Origin of the sequence: Methylorubrum sp. POS3 (assembly GCF_043352485.1) — a bacterium.
Classification (GTDB): domain Bacteria; phylum Pseudomonadota; class Alphaproteobacteria; order Rhizobiales; family Beijerinckiaceae; genus Methylobacterium; species Methylobacterium suomiense.
The window spans coordinates 909305-935392 of record NZ_JAPRBT010000001.1 but is presented as its reverse complement, the minus strand read 5'-3'; the positions used below and the strand labels follow the sequence as shown (position 1 = coordinate 935392).

Here is a 26088-nt window from a genome sequence, read left to right as displayed (position 1 = left end):
GCAGTGATTTCAAGAAAAACCCGCCCGGATCGGGCTGGACGCGGCGCTGAAGGTGCGCCGCCGACCGTCTGTGCCAATTGCTGAACGGCACAAGCGAACTATTCGCCGCCCCGCGTGTGAATTCGCACTGCAATCAGGCCTTCGGCGGCGCAATGATGAATTTGCGGTAAAAATGTGGAGAGTGAGCGGAACTTACGCCTGCTTTCCACGTTCTTCACACCAAGTCGGGCCTGTGCTCGGCGGCCGCATGCCCCGCTCAGGGGTGGGAGCCGGTCATGCCCATCTTCGAAGCGAAGACTTTGCCTGCACACGACGAGGACCTGGACGTCCTCGCGCTCATTCTCCACCCGACGCCTGCGGCCCGCGAAGAAGCGCGCGAGAGGGGAAGGGCTCGGATCGAGCGGACCACGATGCTCGCGGAGTTGGCTCCGGCCGTCCCGGGCACGACGCTCGCGACGTTCAACGCTCGCGATATCGCGCCCGCCGTCTAGTTCCGTCGTTCGATCACCAGGATTGGGGTGTAATCACGCCCTGTCGCGTGACCACGACCCAGCTGCGACCCCGGCGCTCGATGGTCTCGACCCGCCCGAGTCCCGGCACCGTATCTCCAGCGCCGACCTCGACCAAACGCCTGCGCCGGTCTTCGAGGATGGCGACGCCATCGTAGACGTCGCGCAACGCCCAACTGTCGACGGTCTCGGATTTCGGCCGATCCGGCAGGCTGCCCGTCTGCACCGGATCCGACCGCGTCTCCACCTTCTCGACCTTTGTCTCGGGCTTGGGAAGGACGGCGGCGGTTGCCTGAAGCTTCTTGTCCACGAGACCGGTCAGGCCGGCGAGACGTGCGCTCTGGTCGCGCTCGGATTGGGCGACGGTCTCAGACAGGTTCGCCAAGCGCTTATCGAGTCCCTGCTCCAAGCGGCCGATCCGATCGCCGAGCGTCCCGCTCAGCGTCTTGGTCTCGGTTCGAACAGCCTCGCTCGCTTCGCGCAAGGCCGATGTCGTGCGGGCGAGACGCTCCACATCCTGCGACAGCCGAAGCGTCTCGGCGCGTCCGGCTTCGATCCCGGCCCGCAGATGCGACAGCGCTTCACCGGATCGCTCCCGCGGCGGGGGCGCCACACCCAGTCCGATGCCGATCCCGACGATCAGCGCCGCGCCGGAGAATGCAGCGAGGCGACCGTTGACCCCGAGCCGGAAGGCTCGGCGCGTCGGCATCGGGGCCGCGGGCACGCTCTCCGCCAGGGGCGGCTTCGCGGCCGCCGCAGTCACGGCCTGCTTCAGCATCTCTTCCGGTGAAACCTTGGCCGTGGAGGCCGCCTTGTCCGATCCGACCGTCTCCGCCATGACCCTGGCTTTCCTGATGCACGATCTGCACAGCGTGGGGTCCGGCCGGGCTCGCTGAGCCGCATCGCCGCCGCACGCGAGTCGTCAGAGCGGCCTCCGCGCATTCGCCACGCCTCACGAGCGATGCTGCGATCCGGTCCGATGTCCTAAGACGATGTTAGGCATGTCTGTTTACCGAAAGGTTACCATAACTTCGCATTCCGCCGGCGGAGCACGAATGCGACCGAAGCCTCGCGCGAGCGAAACACTCGCTCGCCGCGATGACGGGCTTTCGATGCTGTTCAGGCCCGACGCCTCGAATGCCCTGGCTCTCGCTTGGTGTTACGAGAAGCGGAGATTCTGCCGCGAGAGCTGATCGATCGAGGCACATCCCATCAGACGCATGTCGCGCTCGATCTCGGTACGCATCAGTTCAAGGGCTCGTTCCACGCCCTCCTGGCCGGCCGCCGCCAGGGGAAAGAGGTAATAGCGGCCGAGGCCGACGGCCTTCGCCCCGACGGAGAGAGCCTTCAGCACATGGGTGCCGCGCTGCACGCCGCCATCCATGATCACATCGATCCGGTCGCCGACCGCGTCGACGATCTCGGCGAGTTGGTCGAAGGCCGTGCGCGAGCCGTCGAGCTGCCGACCGCCGTGGTTCGACAGAATGATGCCCGTGCAGCCGATCTCGACGGCGCGCTTGGCATCCTCCACCGACATGACCCCCTTCAGGCAGAACTGGCCGCCCCATTCCCGGACCATTGCGGCGACGTCGTCCCACGACATGCTGGGATCGAGCATTTCGGTGAAGTAGCGGCTGATCGACAGCGCACCGCCGCCCATATCCACGTGGCCGTCGAGCTGCGGCAGCTTGAAGCTTTCATGGGTCGCGTAATTGATGGCCCAGGTCGGCTTGAGCGCGAATTGCATCATGCCGCCCAGCGTGAGCCGGAAGGGAATCGAGAAGCCGGTCCGCTTGTCGCGCTCGCGATTGCCGCCAGTGATGCTGTCCACCGTCAGCATCATCACCTGAATGCCCGCCTCCTTGGCGCGGGCCATCATCGCCCGGTTCAGGCCACGGTCCTTGTGGAAGTAGAACTGGTAGACCTGCGGACCGCCGCTGAGGCGGCGCGCCTCTTCAAGGCTGACGGTTCCGAGCGAAGAGACACCGAACATCGTCCCGAACTTGCCCGCCGCCGCCGCCACGGCACGCTCCCCACGGTGGTGGAACAGCCGCTGCAGGGCCGTGGGCGAACAATAGACCGGCATGGCGAGCTTCTGGCCCATGACCGTCACCGACATGTCGATGTTGCCGACGCCGCGCAGCACGTTCGGGATCAGATCGCAGGCATCGAACGCCGTCGTGTTGCGCCGGTAGGTGTCCTCGTCGTCCGCCCCCCCATCGATGTAATCGAATATCGGTCCCGGCAGACGGCTCTTCGCCATCCGCCGGAAGTCGTGGAAGTTGTGGCAGCTGCTCAGTCGCATCACGGGTCCCTGCGGGCGCAACGCGCCCTCGTCGGATCGAAAGGAGGCCGGTCGCAGAAGCTCGCATCCGGCCCGAAAACGTCACGGCACGACGGTTGCACCGATCATCGTGTAGAGCGGCATCCAAATCTCACGCATCGCCGGTCTACCGCGGAAGACGTCCGAGAGCGGCCAAATTTGAGAGACGCGGTGACTCGGAATGTCGGCGACGGGTAGGTTGCTGCCTCTCGGCGCCCTCCCCCCAGGCTCGTTGCCTCGACGACATCTTGGTCAACCGCCCCGCAGCCCTCCACGGTCTCGAATCCCCGCACTTCGGTCGCCAACGTTCACACGTCTCATCGCGCCGGCGACGGGTTCGGGCGAACCAACCGGCACGGACGCCTCCCGTCTTGGTAAAATGATTTGACCAGAGGCGTCAATTGGATCTCTGACTTACCCAGGCTATCCTGCGGCAGGCCTCCTCGCGAGGAAGCCGATCACAGTGGTGCGGGTCATGGAGCAGAACGGTCTCAGAGGGGCGAGCGTCGCGGAGAGCGCGGCACGCCATCTGAAAGAGCTGATCGTCGAAGGCGCGCTCAATCCCGGCGATCTTCTGCTGTCGGAGCGGGATCTCGCGCAGCAACTCAATGTCTCTCGTCCGACTTTGCGCCAAGGGATCCGGATGCTTGAGGAGGAAGGACTCATCGTCGCGACATCGTCGGGTCGCTCGATCGCGCCACTCGGGCGGGACATCGCCGATCCGTTGATCGCGCTCATCGCCTCGCATGCGGAGGTCGTGGACGATTACCTCGAGTTCAGGGCGACCACGGAGCGGATGGCGGCGCGGCTCTCTGCCGAGCGGGCCAACGCCGTCGATTGCGAACGGTTGACGACCTGCATGGCGCGTATCGACCAGGCACACGATGGCGGTGATGCGCGAGACGAGGCCGAAGCCGACATCGATTTCCACATCGCGCTCTACGAGGCCAGCCACAACCTCGTCGTCCTGCACACGATGCGGGCCCTCTCCGGATTGCTGCGCCGGGGCGTGATCGAGAACCGCGAGACTCTGTTCGCGCGGCCGGAGACGCGCGATCGCCTGCGGGCGCAGCATCGGGAGATCTACGAGGCCATCATGGCCGGTGATGGGGCGGCGGCGGCCGAAGCCGCGGAAGCGCATATCCACTACACCCACCGCGCCCTCAACGAGGTCAAGGCCGCAGAGGCTCGCCTTCAGGTCTCGCTCCGCCGCCTGAATGGCGGGCGTGTCTCGGCGGGCCGAAAAGGCGAGGGCTGAAGGCGCCGCAGAAGCGTGAAGCCTTTGGGCGCCGTGGGGCCCGCATCCGGCAGTGCCATGGTCGGCCATGGGGTTCAGGCGTCGGACGCGACCTGTCCGGCGGGGGTCCGCGAGCGCCGCTCACGCTCTGCCCTGTCGAAGAACGGCAGGCGCAGCCAAGCGACGGCGGGATAGACCGTCGGTAGGACGATCAGGGTCAGGATGGTCGCCGTGATCAGGCCGCCGATCACCACCGTGGCGAGCGGGCGCTGCACCTCGGCGCCGGCACCGGTCGAGAGGGCCATCGGCAGGAAGCCGAGCGTCGCCACGAGCGCCGTCGTCACGACCGGCCGCAGGCGCATCTCCGCCGCGCGCATCGCCGCCGCACGGGGACCGAGGCCGGCCCGTTCGAGGTCGCGGATATAGCTCACCAGCACCACGCCATTGAGAACCGCAATGCCGAAGGTGGCGATGAAGCCCACCGCCGCTGAGACGGAGAAGGGCATGTCGCGCACAGCGAGCGCAACGATGCCACCGGTGGCCGCCATCGGCACGTTGAGGAAGATCAGCCCGGCGAGACGGATATCGGAGAACATCACGACCAGAAGCACGACGATTGCCGCCATGGCCGCCGGCACGACCACGGACAGGCGGGCGGTCGCCGCCTGTAGATTCTGGAATTGACCACTCCATTCCAGGGCGTAGCGCGGCGGCAGGGAAACCTGCGCCGAGACGGCGGCCTGAGCCTGGGCGACGAAGCTCTGCACGTCCCGCCCACGCACATTGGCCTGGACCGAGATGCGTCGTTGCAACCGGTCGCGGCTGATCTGAGCGGGGCCGGAAGTGACCTCGACGCTGGCGACGAGCGAGAGCGGCACGAGCGCCCTGCCGTTGCGCCCCACCGGAAGGGCCCGAATGCGCTCGAGATCGTCGCGGTCGCCCGCGGCGAGCCTCACGACGATGTCGGTGATGGTGTTGTCGTCCCGATAGACCATTCCGGCGGTACGGCCGCCGATCGCCTCGACGGTGTCGAGCACCTCGCTGACGTTGACGCCGTAGCGGGCAGCGGCGCTACGGTCGATTTGGATCGACAGCGCCGGCATGCCCGCTTGCGCTTCCGCCTTCACATCGGCGGCGCCGGGAATGGCCGACACGGTGCGCACGATGGCATCGGCCCGCTCCTTCAGGACGGCGAGGTCATCCCCGTAGAGGCTGATCGCCACGTCCCCGCGTACCCCCTCGGTCAAGTCGTCCATGCGCATCTGGATCGGCTGCGAGAAGGAATAGGCCACGCCCGGGACTTCCTCGGCCAAGCGCTTCGCGAAGGCGGCGACGAGGCCATCCTGCGTCGTCGCGGTCGTCCAGGTCCGCGGATCGGTAAGCGTGACGAAACTGTCGGTCGCTTCGACCCCCATGGGGTCGGTCGGGATCTCGGCACTGCCCGTCAGCGAGACCACCCGCTTCACCTCCGGGAAGGTTTTGAGCACGGCCTCGATCTGGCGCACCGTCTGGAGCGAGGCGGCGAGATTGATGCCGGGCAGTTTCTCGGACGTGACGACGATCGACCCCTCGGACAGCTTGGGCAGAAACTCGCCGCCGAGCCGGGTGGCGACGAGGCAGCTTGCCCCGAACACACCGAGCGTCACCAGAACCGTGACACCGGCGTGCCGCTCCGCCCACCGCAGGATCGGTGCGTAGAGCCACCGCAAGCCTAGGACGAGGCGCGTTTCCCGTTCGCCGATTCCCGGCCCGGCGAGGGCGAGCGCCGCGAGCACCGGGATCAGGGTCATGGTGAGGACGAGCGAGCCGGCGAGCGCCAGGATCACGGCCAGGGCCATCGGCCGGAACATCTTCCCCGCCACGCCGTCGAGCGCCAGGATCGGCAGATAGACCAGAATGATGATCGCCACTGCGAACAGGATCGGTTGAGCGACCTCGGCGGCGGCATTGCGGATCACGTCGAGGGCCGGGCGCTCCGGATGCTCCCCGCGGGCGCGCATCACGTTCTCGACCATGACGACGGCACCGTCGACGATCAGACCGAAATCGATCGCGCCGAGGCTCATCAGATTGCCCGACAGGCCGAGCGCCCGCATCCCGGCGAAGGCGATGAGCATGGAGAGTGGGATCGCGACGGCGACGACGAGCCCGGCGCGAAGGTTGCCGAGCAGGAGGAGCAGCACCACGATGACGAGGACGGCACCCTCGGTTCCGTTGAGCACGACCGTGTGAATCGTCCGGTCGACCAAGCTGGATCGATCGTAGAACGGCCGGATCTCGATGCCCGGCGGCAATTGCGGGCGCAATTCCTCGATCGTGGCCTTCACCCGGCTCACGACGGCGCTCGCATTCTCCCCCTGCTGCATCATGGCGATGCCGACCACGGTTTCGCCGGCCGCGTCGCGGGTGACCGCGCCCAGCCGCACCTTTGGGGCCTCGACCACGGCGCCGAGATCGGCCACGGTCACCGGCACCCCCCCGGCCTGGGTGGTGACCACGATAGTGGCGATATCGGCCGGATCCTTGGCGAGCCCGAGCCCGCGGATCACCTGCTGCTGGTCGTTATGCTCCAGATAGGCCCCGCCGCGGGCCATGTTGTTCTCGGCCAATGCCGCGTAGACCTGGGCGAGGGTCACGCCGTACTGATGGAGCGCCTGAGCCGAGACCTGCACTTCGTAGGTCGGCATCTCGCCGCCATAGATGTTCACGTCGGCGATACCGGGGGTCAGCTTCAGCCGCGGCGCGATCGTCCATTGCAGGATGCGCTTGAGCTCCATCGGCGGGTAGGCCGGCCCGCGCAGCTCGAATTGGTAGATTTCGCCGAGGCCCGTCGCCATCGGTCCCATCTGCGGCTCGCCGACGCCCGCGGGCATCATCGCCTTCGCCTGAGGCAGGCGCTGGAACACCTGATCGCGCGCTTGCGTGATCGGCACGCTCTCCTCGAACGTCACGTAGACGGCCGAAACGCCGAAGCGCGAGGTGGAGCGAAGATTGAGGAGCCCCGGCGCTCCCGCCATGGCGCTCTCGACCGGAAAGCTCACCAGCCGTTCGACTTCCAGCGGTCCGAGCCCGGGCGAGAGGGTGAGGATCATCACCTGCTTGGGCGAGATGTCGGGGACCGCGTCGATCGACAGGCCCTCGATATTGGCAATGCCCCCCGCCGTTCCCAACACCGCGAGGACCAGAACGAGCCAGCGGCGGCGGATCAGAAGCGCGAACCAAGCCGTCATCGCGCCCTCACTCCGCCCCACCGAGCAGCGCCCGCAGGAGGATCGCCTTGAGCCCGAAGCTTCCTTGCGTCGCCACGCTTTCGCCCACAGTGATACCCGAGCAAATCTCCACCCAATCGGCACGCTGGACGCCGAGGATCAGCGACCGCTTCTCGAAGCGGTCGGGCGCCGTGCGGACGAACGCGATGGGGCCCGCTTCCGTCTGCTGCAAAGCGGCCGCCGGGACCGTCACGCCCGAACGTCCCAAATCGGCGGCGATCTCGACCGAGACGAACATATTCGCGCGGAGCAAGCCGTCCGGATTGGCGATCTCGATCCGAGCCGGAGCGGTATTGGTCGCCGGGTCGACCGCAGCGTTCACCGACCGCACCCGCCCCTCGAAGCGCAGATGGTCGGGGATCGGTGCCTGCACGGTGACCGCGTCACCGGCTTTCACCCTGGCGATGTCAGCGCCGTAGAGATTGGCCAGAACCACCACCCGCGAGAGGTCCGCGACGGTGAAGGCATCGCGCTCGCTCTCGACGACCTCGCCGAGGGTGAGATTCGCATTCGTCACCACCCCATCGATCGGCACGACGATGGCGCTCACGCTTGACCCGGCCCCCGGCTCCGGTGCGAGCCGATCGTATTGTGCCCGGTAGAGATCGACCTTGGCCTGAGCCGAGAGCGCCGCGGCATGCGCCTTGGCGAGATCGACCTGACGCCGATCGACCTCCGCCTGCGCGACCCCGCCGATCTTCAGCAAATCCTGGCCGCGCCGTAGGTTGGTCTCGGCGACCCTTTCCGTCGCCTGCGTCTCGACGAGCGCGGCGCGGGCCTCGTCCAGACCGCTGCGCGCTTCCAGCACGCCCGCAGCGTCGAGGGTGGCGAGCGTCTGTCCGGCGCGCACGGCATCGCCCGGTTGGACCGCGAGACCGACGACGCGCCCCTGGGTGCGCGGCCTGAGGCGTGTGACGCGGCGCTCGTCGAAGGCGACGGTGCCGGGCGCGCGCACCGGGAGAATGATCGGCCGGATCCTCGCCTCGCCGAAGGCGAGCCCGATCCGCGCCTGCCCGGCACGGTCGAGGGTCACGACATTCGGGTCGGAAGCGGCCTCGGCGGGATCCTCCGCGACGGGCCGGCTCGCTTCCCATGCGGTCGGTCCGAGCCGAGCCATGATCGGCGCGCGATACATCCAGCCGAGACCACAGACGACGAGCCCAGCAAGAAGCGCGACCACGGCGCGTTCCGGACGCGCGCCGCCCGGTCTGCGGCCGGGTGGGCGGGGATGCGGATCAGTCTCCGCTCGGTTCGAGTCGTCAGGGCGCGGGTCGCTCGCCAAAGTAGCCCGCGCGACATTCTCCACGGTCAAAAGCACGACCGCACCTGCCCCACTTCGTTGACATGGCCGAGGACCTAAGCGCTCCACCCGGCGGCGCCATTAAATTCGGGTTCATGATCGGCTGTAGCCGCAGACAGTCGCGTCGATTTGCGACAAGCAGTTTTGATCCGGCGAAGGCGGTGGAGACCGTGGCCAAACTCTTATTGATCGAAGACGATGCCGAGACGGCCGATGCGATCCTCGGTGACCTGACCCAACGCGGCCACGGCCTTGTCTGGGCGAATACGGGGCTGGAAGGCGCCGCCCGCGCACGGGCCGAGCCGTTCGACGCGCTCATCCTCGACCGAATGCTGCCCGAACGCGACGGTCTCAGTCTCTTGCAGGATCTGCGCAGCGAGGGACATCGCGTGCCGGCCCTGGTGCTGAGCGCCCTCGGCACGGTCGACGAGCGCATCCGCGGATTGCGGGCCGGCGGGGACGATTACCTTGCGAAGCCCTTCGTGCTGGCGGAACTCGCTGCCCGCCTCGAAGCCATTCTGCGTCGTCCCGCCGACACCCGAGCGACGCTGCTGCGGGTGGGTGATCTCGAAATCGATCTAATTGCCGGTACGGGCCGTCGCGGAACCCGCGCGCTCGATCTGCTGCCGCGTGAACTCAAGCTCCTCGAATACTTGATGCGCCGCCCGGGCCAGGTGGTGACCCGCGCGCTTCTGTTCGAAGAGGTCTGGAACTACCGGTTCACGCCGAAGTCCAACCTCATCGACGTTCACGTCGGCCGTCTGCGGCGGAAGCTGGAATCCGAGGGCGAGACCACGGTGCTCCACAGCGTGCGCGGCATCGGCTTCGCGCTCATGCCCGATGACTAGTCTCCTCCGCTCCACACGTGCCCGCTGGGCCGGCGGTATCGCGCTCTGGTCCGTCCTGCTGGCGCTCGCCACCTTCGGCTTCGTCTACTGGCAGACCGCGAGCTTCCTGCGCGAGGAACTGGCCGAGACGCTCCGGCTCGAAGTCCGCGCTACCGCGGCCGATCCCGATGCCGCCGCGGGGCGGGTCGATGCCTGGATCGCGATGGACCTCCACGCCCGGCATGCCGGAGGATTGTTCACGGCGAAGGGGCAGCGGATCTCGGGCAATCTTCCGGTCCTGCCGATGAATCTGACGCCGGATGGGGACGCCTACCGTGTTCGGGCACGGGTCGATCTCGGAGAACGCGTGATCGACGACGAAGTCTGGGCGACCGCCCTCGCCTTGTCGGATGGACGCATCGTCGTGATCGCCCATGACACCGACGAGATCGACCGGGTGCGGGCGACGAGCCTGCGCGCCCTCGGCCTCGGCCTGCTGCCGACGCTGATCGTGTCCAGTCTAGGCGGGCTGATCCTCGCGGACCGCGCCCGACGCCGACTCGGAGCGACGCAGATTGCCTTGGACCGGGTGATGCAGGGCGATCTCCGGCAGCGGTTGCCGATCGGCGAACGGGGCGACGAATTCGATCGGCTGGCCGGCAACGTCAACCGCATGCTCGACGAGATCGAGCGCCTTCTCGGCGAGGTGAGCAGCGTCGGCGACGCCATCGCCCACGACCTTCGAACGCCGCTGACGCGGCTGCGCGCGCGCTTGGAACGGACCCGGGATGGAGCGGTCAGCGTCGCCGAATTTCGCGACGCGATCGATCAGGGCCTGGCCTGGATCGACCAGACGCTGACGATGGTCACCGCGGTGCTCCGCATCGGCGAAATCGAGCACAAACGTCGTTTCGCCGGCTTCGCCCCGGTCGAGCTTCCGCAATTGGTCCAGGAAGTCTTCGAGTTTTTCGAACCATTCGCCGAGGACAAGAGGGTCGTCCTCAAGCTCGCCATCGCTCCAGCGGTGAAACCTATTCACGGAGATCGCGATCTGCTGTTCGAGGCGCTCTCGAACCTCGTCGAGAATGCGGTGAAGTTCACGCCGGAGGGAGGTCGCGTCCGCATCGAACTGGTCGTCTCAGGTACGGGGCCGGTCGTTTCGGTGGCGGATTCCGGTCCCGGCATTTCCGCTGGCGAGCGGGAGCGCGTGTTTCGGCGTTTCTATCGCGCCGAGAGGGCCCGTCTGACGCCCGGCCACGGCCTGGGTCTCGGGCTCGTCGCCGCCATCACCCAGTTGCACGGCTTCGGAATCGAAGTCGGCACATCCACCGAAGGCGGCGCCCGCTTCACCATCGTCTGCCACGATGCCGGGACGCCCCGCACACAGGAAGCGCCTCCGCGTTTGCCGGCGGCGTCGGAGAGCCTGTGACGGTCGACAATCGAGCGCTGGAAGCTGGCTGAGCAATGCTTACTTATTATAGATAAGAATTAAGACTTGTTCGATTGTCTCCAGCCCTCAAATTTGGTCCGCGACATCGACATCGATTGGACTTATCGAGGGTTTGAGGGTGCAGGCGATCTACCGTCATTCTCATTTCCGGGAAGCGGTGTCCGCATCGGACCCACCGTCAGGGTTTTGCGATCATGCGTGCCATTCATGCGGAACAGCATCTGATCGACCGGGTCGGCTGGCTGCGCGCCGCCGTGCTGGGAGCCAATGACGGCCTCGTCTCGACGGCGAGCTTGATCGTCGGCGTCGCGGCATCCGCTGCCGGCTCCGGCGAGGTCTTGATTGCCGGATGTGCCGGTCTCGTCGCCGGAGCGATGTCGATGGCGGCGGGCGAATACGTGTCCGTCAGCTCCCAGGCCGATACCGAACAGGCCGATCTCGAACGGGAGCGGCGCGAATTGGCGACCGACCCGGCGGCCGAGCAGGAAGAACTGGCCCGCATCTACGTCGAACGGGGATTGAACGCCGACCTTGCGCGCCGGGTGGCCGAACAGCTCATGGCCAAGGACGCGCTCGGCGCCCATGCACGCGACGAACTCGGCCTGTCCGAAATCACCGCGGCACGTCCGGTCCAGGCCGCCCTCACATCCGCCGCAACCTTCTCGGCCGGTGCCGCTCTTCCGCTGCTCGTCGCCGTTGTCTCGCCGCCTGCCATCACGCTCTACACCGTCTCCGCGGCATCGCTGATCTTCCTGGCTGTCCTCGGCGCCCTGGGCGCCAGAGCCGGCGGAGCGCCGGTTTTGAGAGCCACGGCGCGCGTGGCTTTCTGGGGTGCGCTCGCCATGGCCGTGACCGCCGGCATCGGCGGCCTCGTCGGAAAGGCGGGGTGAAGTGCCCGAGACGGATCTTCGAGGCCAATCAAACACCGTCCGCTTTCAACCCCCTGCCGATCACGTTCCCTCGCCCACGAGACGCCCATGATCGATCGTTTCGCGCTCAATGCCGCCTTGGAACGCTTGCTGGGTGAGGCCGACACGTTCGATGAAGCCGATGCCGCCATGCTCATCGCGGGCGTACCGCTGACAAAGCCCGGTATCCCGTTCCGCTGGAGCTACACGGGAACGGACAGATCGCGCGGCGTCGAGGGTTACGCATCCGGCCACGGCAACGTGACGGATGGTTCCGAGCGAACGGTCAGGAAGGAGGGAGGCTGGGGGACGGACGCTCTGCGGGTCGGCGGCTACACGATTGTTCACCGACCCGGCACGCTCATAATCGAGTTGATGTGGGCCAAGCATCGACGCATCATCGATCAGGGCCATGGTCCGTCGCAGGCCGCGATGCTCCACTATCACCGCGTGACGAAGCAGCCGAGGGAGTTGCGGATCGAGCGCGTCGTTCCCTTCACGCTGTGGTGGCCGTTCCCGCGCATTGAGCTGACGCTCGGCATCACGCGGTACGTGCCGTGGAAGAAACCAGCCACGCGGACGGGTGGTGGCGCGTCAGCGCCTCCGCGATCACCCTGAAGCGCCGGTACGCGACATCTGATAGGGCTTCCGCTCGGTTGGAGCGGCGAGGCGAGCCAGCGCGGCAACCGAGCGAAACTCAAATCCGCCATTCCGAAGGGATCGACCGGATTGGGTATGAGGAAGCCGTCCATGGCACCCTCTCGCCGCTGCTGTGCGGCGGTCGGAGCGGAGCCATCATCGCGCGCCGGGATGGATGGACCATACCGCTTCAGCGTCAGCGAGGACGCGCAGTCTCTCGGCAAGAGCGCGTCCGGGGGCGGCCGCAATGATTGGGCGGCATTAGACCACAGATTCGATGAAGAATGAAAAGCGCGGTGCCAGCAGCCGGAAACCGAAACGGATGCTGGTATTTCCCCTATCCACCGCCGTACTGTACTGTCAAAATCATTGTATTGGATATCGGATCTGACAGGCTGCACCAAGTTATCGAGCTAAAGCAAAATTTCTCGAAATCCGCCTCTTCACCGATATTCAATACCACCCAATCGCCACCTTATTGATTCCGCTTAACCACTGGCGATTGTATGATCGAAATCTCAGCTAGATATGTAGCTCTTGCTGCAATCGTGGGTGCACGGTTGATTAGGCTGAGATTGCTCAAGCGCTTCTTGTTGAAGCCCATCTCGAGAAATATGGTGGGCCCGGCAGGACTCGAACCTGCAACCAGACCGTTATGAGCGGTCGGCTCTAACCATTGAGCTACAGGCCCATTGTCATATCTGTCGGCACCTTTCGCGTGCGCCAATCATCGGCCAAGGATTGGGCTAGAGAAGCGGCGACAGATACCTTTGTCACGAGTAGCGGCGGGACGGGTCTGAGGCAAGGGGCGACGCGCCCTCCCCTCGCCTGTTCGACGTTGGATGCCTGAACTCCGGGCCTGTCCCTATCGTCTGCCATCGTCTTCGAGGCGAAAGCCGTGACCGACGACCATGTGGAGGGCCTTGGTGGAGTCGGCGTACGTTCGCCTGGCCATCGGATATCACTCCCTGGCCGGTCTGGCTGCGGTCGCGGCCTTGGCTGCCTGCGCATATATCGAATTTGCGCTGGGCAATAAGGACAGTGCGCGAGCTATTCAGCACAGAACACCGCCACCGACAGGCCCCAAGTCGTTATATACCACCCTCTAGCCCCAAAAAGCGGCATAGTTTTGATTTCATATTTGTTACCTCATTTCTATAGAGCAACAAAATGCACATCGGCTCTTTGTTTTTAAGCATTGCCTTCGTCGAGCACGTACTTCAATTAGCTGTCCTGCAATCCCGCGATTTGCCCAGATTTTTGCAGCGTCACTGCGTGTCGTGCACATAAAAACGAAAATGTGACCACACCCCTATCGCGCTTGACATTTATGAAACGTTATATTGTTACATGTCCCTATGAGCAATCACCAGATTTCAAGCGAGCCCTCGATCTCTGGAGGGAGCCTCAACTGCAGGCTTAGCAGCGTTGTTTCTTGACCATATTTATAGGGCTGCGCGGATCCTGACCGCGATCCGCCAAACGTCGATCGATCAAATGCGAGATATTCCAACATAATCCGACGAAACACCATAATAAATTCAATATAAGTTCGGCGCTTACTAAAGTCAGAAGCTTTAGTAATTTTTCAGAAGCAGGTCCTCAACAGTTGACAAGCCTCGCACCGTCTGGCTCCTGAGCACGGTAAAGGTTCTCGCCGGCATGTCTGGAGAGCTAAGAGGGAATTCGGTGAGGCGCCTGCACCGAAGCTGCCCCCGCAACTGTGAGCGGCGAGCCATCCGTCGATCTGCGTCACTGGTGGACGATCACCGGGAAGGCCAGACGGTTGGCTGTGACCCGTGGGCCAGGAGACCTGCCCTGACCATACGAAGTCTCGTGGGCGGGGTGTCCCAACGGGCCGCATGAACGCGCGTCGCGGCAGAGCGATGCCGTCCTGCGCCCATTGGTCCCCCGACAAGGTTTGGGGAAGGACCGATGAAACTGATGGGCGATGATGCCGGATTGTCCGGCGTTGCACCGCCGGAGACGAGGGCGGTCGATCCCCTCGAACTCTACGCGGCGGGCATCGACACCTCCGATTACGTCGGTCGCGTCGCTCCGCTTGTGCGCGCGGCAGTGCCGCAGATCGGCGACCTGCTCGATATCGGGGCCGGGGGTGGGCAACTCGGTCGGGCCGTGCGCGATCCGCATGGCACCTGGACCGCAATCGAGCCGGCGGCGGGGATGCAACGGCGCCTGCATGCCCTCATCCCGTCGCCGTACGTTTTGCCGCTCGGCTGGCAGCAGGCCGATCTGCCACCGGGATGCGCCGACACGGTGCTGGCCGCCAATATCGCGGCCCCCCTCACGGAGGCCCAAGCCTTTCTCCGTCAGTGCCGCGTCTGGTCACGCGGCAGCATCGTCTGGGTGGTTCCGGCCCAGCACGGTCCGCGCGGCCTGTGTCTCGCGGGCTGCCTTCCCCGCGCTTGGCACGGAGAGGACGAGACGCCGGGCGTCGATCTGGTTCGTCGCAGCCTGACGGCGCAGGATCAGCCGGCCATCGTCGCGCAAGCGCATTGGACCTTCAGCGCCGTCGTTCCCGACCTGGAGCGGACCGCCGCCTTCCTCGCCGATCGTCTCGGCTGGGCACCGGGCGATGTCCGCCGCGGCGATCTCCGCGCGCATCTCGCCGCCCAGGCCGAACCCGTGCCCGGCGGGCATCGCCTCTCCGTTCCCCGCACCTCTGCCCTGCTCGTCTGGAGGAAAGCTTCGTAATGTCGTGCCGTCTTCGTCTCCTCGCGCTCGCGCTGACCAGCGGCTGCGTGCTGCTGTCATCGGCCTATGCCCAGGAGAATCCCGCGATCAGCCTCGACGAACTCGTGGTCACCGCCACCGGGCGCCCGGAGCCGCGCTCCGAGATCGCCGGCACCGTTCAAATCATTGATCGCACGGTGATCGAGAATTCGACGGCGCGGTCGGTCACCGATCTTCTGGCCGAGAACGCCGTCGGCTTCTTCTCGGAATGGACGCCGGGCCAGACCTCGATCAACATTCGCGGCGGCGCCACCGATGGGCAGGGCAAGGATTTCCGCAGCCAAGTTCTGGTGCTGATGAACGGGCGCCGCGCCGGCACCGCGAATCTGTCCAAGCTCTCGGTCGCCGATGTCGAGCGCATCGAGATCGTGCGCGGGCCCTCCTCGGTGATCTATGGCAGCCAGAACATCGGCGGCGTCATCAACATCATTCTCAAGACGGGGCGGAGCGCGCCGGGCACTCTGGTCGAGGGCATCGGCGGCGTCTGGGGCTTGGCGCAGGGGCGCGCCCAGACCGGCGGGGTCGTCGGACCGTTTGACTATTATCTCGGGATCTCGGGGGGACGACGCGACGATTACGTCGCGGGCTCGGGCGACCGCATGGCCAACACCCAATGGAACCGGATGGGCATCACCGGGGCGCTCGGTTTCCAGATTGATCCGAATCAGCGGCTCGACTTCTCGCTCAGGACGGATGGCATCTACGATGCCGGCTTCCGCGGTTCCGGCGGCAATCTCTACAGCCGGGACAACCGCATCAACGGCTCGTTCGATGCGAGCTATACCGGCCGGACCGATGACGGGCGCGCGAGCCTGTTCGCCCAGTTCTACAGCGTCACCGACGAAGATCGGTTCAAATGGGCTTCGCCGGTCCAGCGGGGCAGTTCGGGGCAGCCGGTGCGGGTAACCCGCGCGGATTTCAACACGCGCAACCTCGACATCCTCGGCACGCGTCTCCAGCCACGCGCCAGCCTGTTCGCCGGCAACGATCTGCTGCTCGGCTGGGATTGGGAAACGAGCCGCCTGCGTTCCGATCGCTTCCGCCAGGGCGTTCCGGGCAACACGCTCGCCCAGGTCTCGCCGCAGGACAACAATCAGACCGATCAGTTTCACGGCCTCTATGTCGAGGACACCCAGCGCCTGTTCGACGACCGGGTGACCTTGCGCGCGGGCGTGCGCCAGACCTACGGCACCACGAGCTTCGACACGACGCCGTATCTGACCGGCCAGATCACCGGCTCGCGTCCCTACGAGGCGACCACCTATTCGGCCGGCGCGACCTTCAAGGCGTCCGATTGGGCCGCCTTCCGCATCGGGGCGTCCTCGGGCTTCCGGGCTCCGACCGCGACGGAAATCGCCGCCGATTACAACACCCTCGGGGGCGGCCGCATTTTCGGCAACCCGAACATTCGCCCCGAAACGAGCGAGCAGATCGAGATCGGGACGACGCTGACGAACGCGGTCTCACGCGTCGACGTCGCCCTGTTCCAGAACATCATCTCGGACCGGATCATCACCCGTTCCCGGGGCGCCAACAGCAACACCTCCGACTACGTCAACAATTCCGGTGACGTCGTGATCCGCGGCATCGAGGTCCAGTATGACACGGACATGGTGCGGATGTTCGGCTGGGAGGCCGGCACTTGGCGTTGGCGCGCTTCGGTCAACGGCAATTACAATTTTGACATGAAGGACGAGGGCACACTGAAGGTAGCGACGGCCAACACGCATCGGGTCGAGCGCGTCTACCAGTATCAGCTCGCCCTCGGCACCCGCTTCGGCCAAGTCGACATTCCCTATCCATGGACGATCCAGGTGCAGGGCGTGCTCAACGGTCCGGTCTGGTACAACACCGAGGAGAACCTGCGCGTGCCGGCGGCCGAGCCGTACCGCGAATACATCTGGCGCAAGGATCCGTTTGTCCTCGTGAACCTCCGCGGCGAGGTCGATCTGATGCCAGGGGTGAAGCTGTTCGCGCAGGTCCGCAATCTCTTCGATGTGAATTACCACCCGCTCTTCATCGCCATTGCCGGGCAGCAGCCGACCCTGGCCGACCTGCGCTTCTACAATGGCAGCGGCGGCACCTCGGCGCCGGGCCGGGACGTGCAGATCGGCCTGCAGGCCCGCTTCTGAATGCGCGCCGCGATCCTCGGGCTCGCGACTCTGCTGGTCGCGGCGCATCCCGCTTGCGCGGACCCGATCCGTCTGACCGATGCCCTCGGTCGGACGGTGGTCCTACCAGGGCCGCCCCGGCGCATCGTGACGATCTTCTCCTCGAACACCGAACTCGTCGCGGCGCTCGGGCTTTCCGAGCGCATCGTCGGCATCGATGCCTACACGCGTGAGCCGCCGGAGGTGATCGGTAAGCCGATCGTGGGGGGACGCCTCGGCTTTTCCGTGGATGCGGTAGTGTCTCAGCAGCCCGACCTCGTGCTGGTCACGCCCGCCCGGCAGGCGGCGCATCAGCTCGTCGCCCCGATGGAACGGCTCGGGGTGCCGATTCTCGTTCTGACCAGCCAGAGCCTCGCCGAAGTGATCGGCAATGTTCGCTTGGTCGGCGCGGCTTCGGGCGAGCCGGAACGTGGGGCAAGGCTCGCCGAAGCGCTGACGGCGCGTCTCGCTCGGGTGACCGAGAGAGTCGCGCACCGACCGTGCCCGCGTGCGGTGCTCGTGACGGGAATGCTCGGCAACGGCCTCGTCCTCGTGGCACGGGCGAACAGCTACACCGCGGACGCCGTGCGCTTGGCCGGCGGCTGCCTCGCACTCACCGGCCGCGGCGGCCTGGCCCAGATCTCGCCGGAGGCCCTGCTGGCCTCCGATCCCGACATCCTCCTCCTCGCCGGTACCGCGACCGAACTCGACGCGCTCACGAATCGGCCCGGCTTCCGGGAGATGCGCGCGGTCCGCGACGGTCGCGCCCATCATCTCCCACGGGCTGAGTTTCTAATCCCCGGTCCACGTACGGTCGATGGCATCGAGCGCTTGGCCGATCTTCTGCACCCACACCGATCGGATAGGCCGTGACCCCCACCCTGCGCGCCGCGACGCGCCTCCTCCCGCTTCTGCTTCTCGCCCTCGTCTTCGGCGTCAGTGCGGGCCACGATTGGGCCGGCCCTGCCCGGCTGGCGCGGGCATGGGAGGGCGGAACCGATCTGAGCACCCGCCTGCTGCTCGAATGGCGGCTGCCCCGGGTGCTCGCCGCCGGGATCGTCGGCGCCCTGCTGGGGCTCGGCGGCGCCATCTATCAGGGCGTGTTCCGCAACCCGCTCGCCGAACCCTACCTTCTGGGCTCCGCCGGCGGCGCGGCGATCGGCGCGACGGTGGCCCTGCTCGTCCCCCTCGGTCTGCCGTCCTCCCTGATCCTGGGGGGATTGTCCTTCGCCGGGGCTTGGGGCGCGACGCTGCTCGTCCTCGCCGTCGCCAGTGGCGCGGGGGCCCGCGATGCGGCGGGCCTGCTCTTGGCCGGCGTGGCCGTCGCGGCCATGCTCGGCGCCGTCCGCTCGTTTCTGATGCTGGCCCTCTCGGACGAGAGCGTGAGCCTGCAGGTCGTCCTCAGCTGGACATTGGGCGGTATCCAGACCCCGACCTGGTCCGGGCTGGCGTGGCTCGCCGGCCTGTCCGGCCTCGCCGCCGCTCTGAGCATGACCCTCGCGCACGGCCTCGATCTCCTCGGCCTCGGCGATGGACAGGCCGAGGCATTCGGGCTCGACACCGATCGCTTCGTCGCGCGGGCGATCCTGATCGGGTCGGCGATCGTCGCCCTGGCCGTGGCCTATGGCGGCCTCGTCGCCTTCGTCGGGCTGACGGCGCCCCACATCGCACGATGGTGGATCGGACCCCGGCATCGCGGCCTGTTGCCGGTCTCGGCCGCGCTCGGCGCCATCCTCGTGATGGTCTGCGACGGCCTCGCCCGCGCCGCGCTCCCACCGGCCGAAATCCCGCTCGGCCTCGTCACGGCGGCGGCGGGCGGCCCCTTCTTTCTCCTGCTGCTCCGTCGGCGGATCCGGACATGAGCCGCCTGCGCGCCGAACACTTGGTCGTGACCGCCGGTTCGCGCCGGCTGCTCGAAGCCGTCTCGGTCGATCTCGAACCCGGTGCCCTCGTCGGACTGATCGGCCCGAACGGCGCCGGGAAATCCACCTTGCTGCGCTGCCTAGCCGGACTTCGGCCCCCGGATCAGGGCGTCGTGACGCTCGACGGCAACCCCTTGACCGACCTTCCGATCCGCGAACGCGGCCGCCGGATCGGCTACCTGCCGCAGAGCTTCCAGCCGACCTGGGACTACACGATCCGCGAGATCGTCGAACTGGGGGCGAGCCGCCGTGCGGGGGCGGCTATCCGCATTCCCGAGATGCTGCGGGATCACGAACTCTCTGACCTCGCAGAGCGCCGCTGGTCGCAAGTCTCCGGCGGCGAGCGGGCCCGGGCGCTTCTCGCGGCGACGCTGATCGCCGAGCCCGTGATCCTGCTCGCGGACGAGCCCGGAGCCAGCCTCGATATCGGGCACCGTTTCGACCTGATGCGCCGCCTGCGCGCCTATGCCCGGCACAACATCGTCGTCGTCATCCTGCACGATATCGAGCGGGCGGCGCTCGACTGCGACCGGCTTCTGCTGCTCGATCGCGGCGCCATCGTCCTCGACGACGCCGCCACCACGGTCGCCGCCGCGCCAGTCCTCGACCGCGTATTCGGCCTGCGTTTCGAACGAGGCTTGCTCTCCGAGACGGCTGACGCTTACCTCATTTTAAAGCATATATTGTGACGCAGGCGACGAACAACGCTGTGCGCATTAAGATTTTATTTGTGTCGTGCATTCAAATCAAAAATCTAATAACTAGTATTGCCGATCGAGACTGGCATTTATTGATTAAATACAAACTTACTACGCGATCGCGCTGTTGAGTTAACGGCGAAACATAGGGTGTCGCATGTTTACAACGTCGTTATCGCCTTGAGCAAATCACGCAGCATACATATTGGAGATGATTGAACGAAACTGTGATTCATTCTTGAACTCAAGGACTTAGTCGCACAGTCATATCTAATCTGGAGTAATTTAAATGTGCTGAAATGCTTGCATAATCGACCGGAGGCGCGTTTGCTCAATTTCGAAGAGATCGATCGGTGATGCGATGATCCAGGTCGGTTGGAGCGGGAGTCATGGGGGCAGTTTCGGTCGAGGCGTTGCATCGGCGCGAGGGTGCCGCTCTTCAACGCTTCTTGCAGCGACTGCTTCGCAATCCGGACTACGCCGCCGATGCTCGCCAGGAAACCTACCTGCGCATGGTGAGAGCGCTCAGCCAAACCGAGATTGAGCAACCACGCGTCTTTCTGTTCTTCGTCGCGCGCAATGTCGCCAATACGCTCGGCAAGCGCCGCCGCTTCGAGGCGCAGCTGTTTCGATCCGCCTCGGAGGTTTCCCTCGACGACATCACAGATGAGCGGGTCCGCATTCAGCAGCAAGTGATCGCCCGCCAGCAACTCCGCCTGGTTGCCGCCGCCATCGATGCGCTGCCGCCCCGCCGTCGGGAAGCGTTTCTCCTCAGCGCTTTCGACGGGTTGAGCAATGGCGAGATCGCGGGCCGCCTCGGCATCAGCAAAAACATGGTCGAGAAGCACCTGATGAAGGCGCTCCTGCATACGCGACGGACCTGCCGCGATTTTTTTTAGATCGACATATCCGGAGTTTGCCGGGTCGCCGGTCTTAGGACATGGCGGAGCGCGATGCCCTTTCGGAGCGTGTCCGGCTGCCCGCAGAGCGTCATGACCGAATCCCCGCCTCCCGAAGCATCGAACGACCCCGACGATGATCCGGTCTACGAGCAGGCCGCTTTCTGGGTCGTCCGCCTCTCCTCACCCGACACGACGGCTTCCGACCGAAAGACCTTCGAGGCGTGGCTCTCTGCCGATCCTGCGCATGCCGAAGCCTATGCCGAGATGGATGGGTGGCGCAGGACCATGGGGCAGGTTCCCGACCCCCGTCGACGCGGGAGCGCGCTGCCGAAGATCGTCGCCTTTGCCGTGGCTCTCGGCTTGGTCGGCCTGTCGGGCCGGCACATCGGTCTCTTCGATCGGCTCCGGGCCGATGCTTGGACCGAGGTGGGAGGGATCAGGACCGAGATTTTGGTGGATGGAAGCCGGGTCGATCTCAACACCGATACGGCCTTGGCACTGAACTTCACCAGCGGCGAACGCGGGATCACGCTTTTACGCGGCGAGGCCGCCTTCGATGTGGTCCCGGATCCGCAACGACCGTTCGTCGTGCGCGGGGGCGGAATCAGCGCCCGCGCGGTCGGCACCCGCTTCTTCGTCCGTGTCGATGGGGCCGCGAGCCCGGTCGGCGTTGCCGAAGGGAAGGTCGAAGTAACCACGGATACCGGCCAAGCGACTCTCCAGGCTGGCGAGATCGCAACCCAGGATGCTGCGGGCCGACCGGAGGCGGAGCGGAGCGATGTCGCGCAAACCATGGCTTGGCGGGACGGTACGCTGCTCTTCTCGGGACAGCCCCTCTCCAAGGTCCTCGTCGAGCTTGAGCGCTATCGACGGGGGCGCATTGTCATCCTCGGCCCATCCGTCGCGGCCAAGCGCTTCAGCGGCACGCTCGACCCGCGCAATACCGACGAGGCGCTCGACGTGCTGGCGGCCACGATGGGCGTGCAGATCACCCGCGTGACGCCCCTGCTGGTGCTCGTGCGGCCCGCAACCTGACACACCGCCCCCACTCGAGAAAATCTGCATTTCGGACGTCAGGAGATTTCTCGTTCGCCGATCTACCATCGCAGGGACGAGTGAGCGCGATGCGCCTTCGCCCCTTTACGTGACGAGGTCGGGGCGAACGATGGGCGTGCGGGAGCAGACAGGTTTGGGCAAGCGGCTGCGGTTTGCAGCTCTGGCAGGCGCGTCGTTGTCGGCGTTGAGCTGCGCGGCAGCGGCCGAAGATCGTGTCGAGGACCGCCTGACCGTTCCTATGACCGGCAAAATCAGCATCGTACCGATTTCGGCGACGTCGATCCCTCCGGCAGCCGGTGCCGGCACCTTGCGCCCTCCCATTTCGATACCGTCCGGGCCGCTCGAGCCGGCGCTGACTGCCCTTGCAAAGCAGTTGCGCCTCAAACTCGCCTATCAGACGACGCTGACGGAGAACCTCTGGACCAGCGGCGTGAGCGGGGAATTTTTGCCGCTCGAGGCCCTGGCCAAGCTCCTCGACGGTACGGGTCTGACCTACCGAACCGCCGGCCCAACGACGATCACCCTCGTCAATCCGCGATATGTGCAGCTCGGTGCCGAGCCCACGAATGCTGTCACGCTCGAAGAACTCTCGGTCGAGGGCGTACCGAAGGCCCAGACCGCCTCAGGCCAGGACGGATCAGCGACCAGCGGCGGCGGTGGCGGACCGAGCGGAATCGTCGGCTATACGACTAAGGTCAGCCCGGCCGCCACGAAGACCAACACCGCGCTGCTTGAAACACCTCAATCCGTGACGGTCATCGGGCGTGAGCAACTCAATGATCGCGCCGTTCAAACGCTGAACGAGGCGATCACCTACGCTCCAGGGGCATCGACAGACACGTTCGGTTTTAATCCGGGATTCGACTCTTTCTATATCCGGGGATTTCTTGGAACCTTCGACAGCGTCTACCGCGATGGCCTACGTCGGGTCGCCGTCGGTATCGCCGTGCCGCATATCGAATCCTACGGGGCTGATGCCGTCACCATACTGAGAGGTCCATCGGCTGGCCTCTACGGCCTCGGCTCGCCCGGAGGTATCGTCGATGCAACCTCGAAGCGTCCGCTGTTCACGCGCTTTGGTGAAGCGATTTTTCAAGCCGGAAACTATGATCGCTATCAGGGTAGCTTCGATTTCGGCGGCCCGGTGGAAGGCTCTGACAACGCTTTCGCATACCGGGTCACGGGCATCGTTCGCCGATCGGGTAATTTCTTCCCCGGCGGAACCGATGATCGCGTCAGTATCGCACCTTCACTGACGTGGAAGCCGTCAGCTGATACGACCTTTACTTTGTTGACGGAATTTCAAGACTCAAGACTGCCGGCCACGTCTTCCTTCTATAATTTTGCGAAATTCGTGGCGTCCCATCTCTACGAAGGAGACCCCGGATTTAATAAATATTTACAGCGCCAGTATCGCATCGGCTATTCTTTAGAGCATCGCTTTTCCCCTGACACGATCGTTAGGCAAAACTTCCGTTATGAAGATATTGACAGCGAGTATGGCTACACATCCATTATAAGCATCACGAGCTTTTTAGCAAATCGATATGCCGCGCTGGCTGTCGATAAACTGAAATACGTTGCCTTAGACAACCAAATCGAACATCGCGTGCAAACCGGCCCGATCAACCACACATTGCTCGGAGGAATTGACTATCTACATTATGATTATCAAAGCCAGTTTGGCCTCGGATATTACGTACCGCCGCTGGATTTGTCCGGCGTTCGCGACTTTGCTAATTTCCGCTATCGCACGTTTATTCCAAATCCTGCTCTCACAAATGGATCCCGTCAAAATCAAGATCAGATCGGTGTTTATCTGCAAGAGCAGGCTCGATGGGATCGTTTCATTTTCACGCTGACGGGCCGGCAGGATTTCGTTCAGCAGACCACTCAGGCCATCAATGGAGGCGTTCCCGACGTCGCACGCACCCGAAACGACCATGCCTTCACCGGTCGTGTCGGCCTGAATTATGTTCTGGCACCCGGGTTCGTTCCCTATGCCAGTTACGCGACGACCTTTACGCCACAAACCGGCGTCGACGCGCAATTGCGGTCATTGAAACCCGCAACGGGCGATCAAATCGAAGCGGGCGTCAAATATGCCGTACCCGGAACGAACATCACGGCGGCCTTCGCGGGCTTCGATATCGTACAATCTTCCCTAGTGCGCACGGACCCGACGAACATCGCATTTCAGATCGCAACCGGAGCCGTACAATCGAGAGGGTTCGAGGCAGAACTTGCGGCCAATTTCGGGCCAGGCACGAACCTGACACTCGCTTACACGCATCTTGATTTTCGCTTCCTCCAACAAACGTCATCGAGCACCAATGCTCCGATTGATGGCAATGCGCTCTCTGGTGTCCCTGGCAATAGCTTCAGGGCGTTTGCCACATATCAATTCCCTCCTTCGTCTGCCCTGGCAGGACTACAGGTTGGGGGCGGCTTCCGGTATATCGGGACGAGCTTTGCCGACGATGAAAATACGGTGAGAAACGAGACAGTGTCGCTGTTCGACGCAATGATTTCCTATGACCTATCCGCGCTCAATCCGCGTTTTCGCGGAGTCAAAGCACAAATCAATGCTTCGAACGTTTTTGACCGCAGATTTGTGAGTTGCCAAGCAGCGTTTTGTTTTCGTGGGGCACCCGCAACGGTCATTGGTAGTCTGATCTACCGGTGGTGAGGCAATTCTGCTGTCCGGAAACCAGGATCGGGGGAGTGACGCAGATGGGCGATCACATCTCCCGGCGCGCCATGATGGCACTCGTCTTGGCGGCCAGCGTCGTGAACGCCCACCGATCCATCGGAGCCCCGATCGAGCCAGATGTGCCCGCTCAGATCCCTGGCGCAATCCGCTTCGATCTGGGAGGGCGGGACGGGCAACTGCCGTGGCGGATCACGCTCTACGTCCCGCCCGGTGATGCGCCGGCAGCGGGTTGGCCCGTCCTGTACCTGCTCGATGGCAATGCGGTCACGGCAACAGCCATCGATATCGAACGTGTTCAGGCTTCATATCCGGAGGCGACGGGGATTACGTCTCGGTTTGTCGTCGTCGGAATCGGCTACCCCACGGCGGATGCCTACGATGTGGTCCGACGCTGTTGGGACTACACGCCGCCCCCAGGTCGCACCTATCCATCGCATCAGCCGGGTGCGCCCCCTGTACGGACAGGGGGTGCCGCCGAATTTCTGCGCTTCATCACCGACACGTTGAAGCCGACCATCGAACACCGCTGTCGGATCGATCATGCGCGTCAGGCCCTGTTCGGCCATTCCTTCGGCGGGCTCTTCACCCTCTATGCCCTTGCACAGGCGCCATCGGTCTTCTCGCACTGGATCGCTGCGAGCCCATCCATCTACTGGGAAGATCGCGTGCTTCTCGATAGCTTCGCAGGTTCGAAGGACCGACCTTATCGTGGACAGCGGGTTCTCCTCCTGGCGGGAGCTTATGAGGAGGAACCTGCGCCTTTCTACACGCAGCAGATAGAGCGAGAGAACATTCGGACTGAATTAGATTCGGCACAGATCCCTCAGCAGGCGCGTGATCTGACCTCCCGACTGAAACGGGATCATGGATTTTCAGCTGATTTTCGAATCATCCCGAGAAGAACACATATGGCTGCGCTGCCAGAAGCCTTGAACGAGGCTGTTGCGTTTTTCCTGCAATCGGTAGCCTGAGTTGTGTTGCGCCACTCGCACCGTGCGATCTTCGTCGAGAGGCAGCAGCGCTTTTCCTCGCGCCGCACGGTATCAATCGATTGGGCTCTACAGAACGCTGACGCGATTTTGGCTGCATCGCATCAAGTGTGCAGAAACATCAGCCGAATCAGGCCAACGGGAAAAAATATCTAATACGATATTGACCTATATTTTTATATTTCAATACCGTGCTGCATTTTGTGCGGCAAGATTTTTATCCGATCATCATGCGAAATGCTTTCGCCCTGTGTCTCTCATAAGCTGTAGCGAGAGTTCTTGAGGTTCGAACATTAGACGCTTATCGCGGCGCGTCACGAACGTCACCGAGCGGCAGTGAAGTTCATCAATTGAGACTGCAATCGGGCTACGCACAGAAAATGCTGTGCTGCCGCATCGGTAGGACCAATGCTCTCACTCGCTTTTCCGCAAGCTTACCCCA

Annotated in this window: 19 protein-coding genes, 1 tRNA gene and 1 riboswitch; of the genes, 15 read left to right on the top strand and 5 right to left on the bottom strand. The window is 64.5% G+C overall.

Annotated elements, in window-relative coordinates:
- Nucleotides 1-275 precede the first annotated feature (275 nt).
- A complete protein-coding gene (locus OWC43_RS04425; RefSeq protein WP_393955846.1) occupies nucleotides 276-491 on the top strand; it encodes a hypothetical protein in 216 nt (71 codons plus the stop codon).
- A 13-nt stretch (nucleotides 492-504) separates the two neighbouring features.
- On the opposite strand, the gene OWC43_RS04420 is transcribed toward OWC43_RS04425, so the two are convergent.
- Both OWC43_RS04420 and OWC43_RS04415 read right to left on the bottom strand, forming a co-directional pair.
- Complete coding sequence (locus tag OWC43_RS04420) at nucleotides 505-1347, bottom strand: hypothetical protein (protein ID WP_393955845.1); 843 nt, start codon at nucleotides 1345-1347, stop codon at nucleotides 505-507.
- 321 nt (nucleotides 1348-1668) lie between these two features.
- Nucleotides 1669-2814: an alpha-hydroxy acid oxidase gene (locus tag OWC43_RS04415; protein WP_393955844.1), complete on the bottom strand. Its 1146-nt coding sequence runs from the start codon at nucleotides 2812-2814 to the stop codon at nucleotides 1669-1671.
- 481 nt (nucleotides 2815-3295) lie between these two features.
- Here OWC43_RS04415 and OWC43_RS04410 point away from each other — a divergent pair, with 481 nt between their 5' ends.
- Entirely contained in the window at nucleotides 3296-4090 is a 795-nt protein-coding gene (locus OWC43_RS04410; protein ID WP_393955843.1) for an FCD domain-containing protein, read from the top strand.
- Between the two features lie 74 nt (nucleotides 4091-4164).
- Here the strand turns inward: OWC43_RS04410 and OWC43_RS04405 are convergent, their stop codons facing one another.
- A complete protein-coding gene (locus OWC43_RS04405; RefSeq protein WP_393955842.1) occupies nucleotides 4165-7299 on the bottom strand; it encodes an efflux RND transporter permease subunit in 3135 nt (1044 codons plus the stop codon).
- Between the two features lie 7 nt (nucleotides 7300-7306).
- Nucleotides 7307-8518, bottom strand: coding sequence for an efflux RND transporter periplasmic adaptor subunit (locus OWC43_RS04400; protein ID WP_393955841.1), 1212 nt, complete (start codon nucleotides 8516-8518; stop codon nucleotides 7307-7309).
- 290 nt (nucleotides 8519-8808) lie between these two features.
- Here OWC43_RS04400 and OWC43_RS04395 point away from each other — a divergent pair, with 290 nt between their 5' ends.
- The 4 genes from OWC43_RS04395 (at nucleotide 8809) to OWC43_RS04380 (ending at nucleotide 12441) form a co-directional block, all read left to right on the top strand.
- Nucleotides 8809-9486, top strand: coding sequence for a response regulator transcription factor (locus OWC43_RS04395; protein ID WP_137827815.1), 678 nt, complete (start codon nucleotides 8809-8811; stop codon nucleotides 9484-9486).
- Nucleotides 9479-10894 carry a sensor histidine kinase gene (locus tag OWC43_RS04390; RefSeq protein ID WP_393955840.1) on the top strand — a complete coding sequence of 472 codons (1416 nt, stop codon included), beginning with the start codon at nucleotides 9479-9481 and terminating at the stop codon, nucleotides 10892-10894. The genes OWC43_RS04395 and OWC43_RS04390 overlap by 8 nt, the downstream gene beginning before the upstream one ends.
- A gap of 215 nt (nucleotides 10895-11109) precedes the next feature.
- Nucleotides 11110-11805, top strand: coding sequence for a VIT family protein (locus tag OWC43_RS04385; RefSeq protein ID WP_393955839.1), 696 nt, complete (start codon nucleotides 11110-11112; stop codon nucleotides 11803-11805).
- Nucleotides 11806-11892: 87 nt separating this feature from the next.
- The gene (locus tag OWC43_RS04380) at nucleotides 11893-12441 is read left to right on the top strand and encodes a hypothetical protein (protein WP_393955838.1); all 549 of its coding nucleotides are present in this window, start codon (nucleotides 11893-11895) and stop codon (nucleotides 12439-12441) included.
- A gap of 636 nt (nucleotides 12442-13077) precedes the next feature.
- Here the strand turns inward: OWC43_RS04380 and OWC43_RS04375 are convergent.
- Nucleotides 13078-13153 (bottom strand) — tRNA-Ile (locus OWC43_RS04375).
- Nucleotides 13154-14093: 940 nt separating this feature from the next.
- A riboswitch (cobalamin riboswitch) is annotated at nucleotides 14094-14298 on the top strand.
- 108 nt (nucleotides 14299-14406) lie between these two features.
- Here OWC43_RS04375 and OWC43_RS04370 point away from each other — a divergent pair.
- From OWC43_RS04370 to OWC43_RS04330, 9 genes are all read left to right on the top strand, one after another.
- Nucleotides 14407-15177, top strand: a complete 771-nt coding sequence (locus OWC43_RS04370; protein ID WP_393955837.1) for a hypothetical protein — start codon at nucleotides 14407-14409, stop codon at nucleotides 15175-15177.
- Nucleotides 15177-17348 (top strand): TonB-dependent receptor, encoded by a 2172-nt coding sequence (locus OWC43_RS04365; RefSeq protein WP_393955836.1) that lies wholly within the window; start codon nucleotides 15177-15179, stop codon nucleotides 17346-17348. The genes OWC43_RS04370 and OWC43_RS04365 overlap by 1 nt, the downstream gene beginning before the upstream one ends.
- Entirely contained in the window at nucleotides 17349-18239 is an 891-nt protein-coding gene (locus OWC43_RS04360) for an ABC transporter substrate-binding protein (protein ID WP_393955835.1), read from the top strand.
- On the top strand, nucleotides 18236-19228 hold the full coding sequence (locus OWC43_RS04355) for a FecCD family ABC transporter permease (protein WP_393955834.1): 993 nt from the start codon (nucleotides 18236-18238) through the stop codon (nucleotides 19226-19228). Before OWC43_RS04360 ends, OWC43_RS04355 begins: the two co-directional genes overlap by 4 nt.
- On the top strand, nucleotides 19225-19977 hold the full coding sequence (locus OWC43_RS04350) for an ABC transporter ATP-binding protein (RefSeq protein ID WP_393955833.1): 753 nt from the start codon (nucleotides 19225-19227) through the stop codon (nucleotides 19975-19977). Before OWC43_RS04355 ends, OWC43_RS04350 begins: the two co-directional genes overlap by 4 nt.
- 398 nt (nucleotides 19978-20375) lie before the next feature.
- Nucleotides 20376-20885, top strand: a complete 510-nt coding sequence (locus OWC43_RS04345) for an RNA polymerase sigma factor (protein WP_393955832.1) — start codon at nucleotides 20376-20378, stop codon at nucleotides 20883-20885.
- A 54-nt stretch (nucleotides 20886-20939) separates the two neighbouring features.
- Entirely contained in the window at nucleotides 20940-21923 is a 984-nt protein-coding gene (locus tag OWC43_RS04340) for a FecR family protein (protein ID WP_393955831.1), read from the top strand.
- A gap of 130 nt (nucleotides 21924-22053) precedes the next feature.
- The gene (locus OWC43_RS04335) at nucleotides 22054-24633 is read left to right on the top strand and encodes a TonB-dependent siderophore receptor (protein WP_393955830.1); all 2580 of its coding nucleotides are present in this window, start codon (nucleotides 22054-22056) and stop codon (nucleotides 24631-24633) included.
- A gap of 44 nt (nucleotides 24634-24677) precedes the next feature.
- Nucleotides 24678-25628, top strand: a complete 951-nt coding sequence (locus OWC43_RS04330) for an alpha/beta hydrolase (RefSeq protein ID WP_393955829.1) — start codon at nucleotides 24678-24680, stop codon at nucleotides 25626-25628.
- Nucleotides 25629-26088 lie beyond the last annotated feature (460 nt).

Coding starts and splice junctions, on each gene's coding strand:
- OWC43_RS04425 (WP_393955846.1), top strand. CDS start 276: ATGCCCATCTTCGAAGCGAAGACTTTGCCTGCACACGACGAGGACCTG.
- OWC43_RS04420 (WP_393955845.1), bottom strand. CDS start 1,347: ATGGCGGAGACGGTCGGATCGGACAAGGCGGCCTCCACGGCCAAGGTT.
- OWC43_RS04415 (WP_393955844.1), bottom strand. CDS start 2,814: ATGCGACTGAGCAGCTGCCACAACTTCCACGACTTCCGGCGGATGGCG.
- OWC43_RS04405 (WP_393955842.1), bottom strand. CDS start 7,299: ATGACGGCTTGGTTCGCGCTTCTGATCCGCCGCCGCTGGCTCGTTCTG.
- OWC43_RS04390 (WP_393955840.1), top strand. CDS start 9,479: ATGACTAGTCTCCTCCGCTCCACACGTGCCCGCTGGGCCGGCGGTATC.
- OWC43_RS04385 (WP_393955839.1), top strand. CDS start 11,110: ATGCGTGCCATTCATGCGGAACAGCATCTGATCGACCGGGTCGGCTGG.
- OWC43_RS04380 (WP_393955838.1), top strand. CDS start 11,893: ATGATCGATCGTTTCGCGCTCAATGCCGCCTTGGAACGCTTGCTGGGT.
- OWC43_RS04370 (WP_393955837.1), top strand. CDS start 14,407: ATGGGCGATGATGCCGGATTGTCCGGCGTTGCACCGCCGGAGACGAGG.
- OWC43_RS04365 (WP_393955836.1), top strand. CDS start 15,177: ATGTCGTGCCGTCTTCGTCTCCTCGCGCTCGCGCTGACCAGCGGCTGC.
- OWC43_RS04360 (WP_393955835.1), top strand. CDS start 17,349: ATGCGCGCCGCGATCCTCGGGCTCGCGACTCTGCTGGTCGCGGCGCAT.
- OWC43_RS04350 (WP_393955833.1), top strand. CDS start 19,225: ATGAGCCGCCTGCGCGCCGAACACTTGGTCGTGACCGCCGGTTCGCGC.
- OWC43_RS04345 (WP_393955832.1), top strand. CDS start 20,376: ATGGGGGCAGTTTCGGTCGAGGCGTTGCATCGGCGCGAGGGTGCCGCT.
- OWC43_RS04340 (WP_393955831.1), top strand. CDS start 20,940: ATGCCCTTTCGGAGCGTGTCCGGCTGCCCGCAGAGCGTCATGACCGAA.
- OWC43_RS04335 (WP_393955830.1), top strand. CDS start 22,054: ATGGGCGTGCGGGAGCAGACAGGTTTGGGCAAGCGGCTGCGGTTTGCA.
- OWC43_RS04330 (WP_393955829.1), top strand. CDS start 24,678: ATGGGCGATCACATCTCCCGGCGCGCCATGATGGCACTCGTCTTGGCG.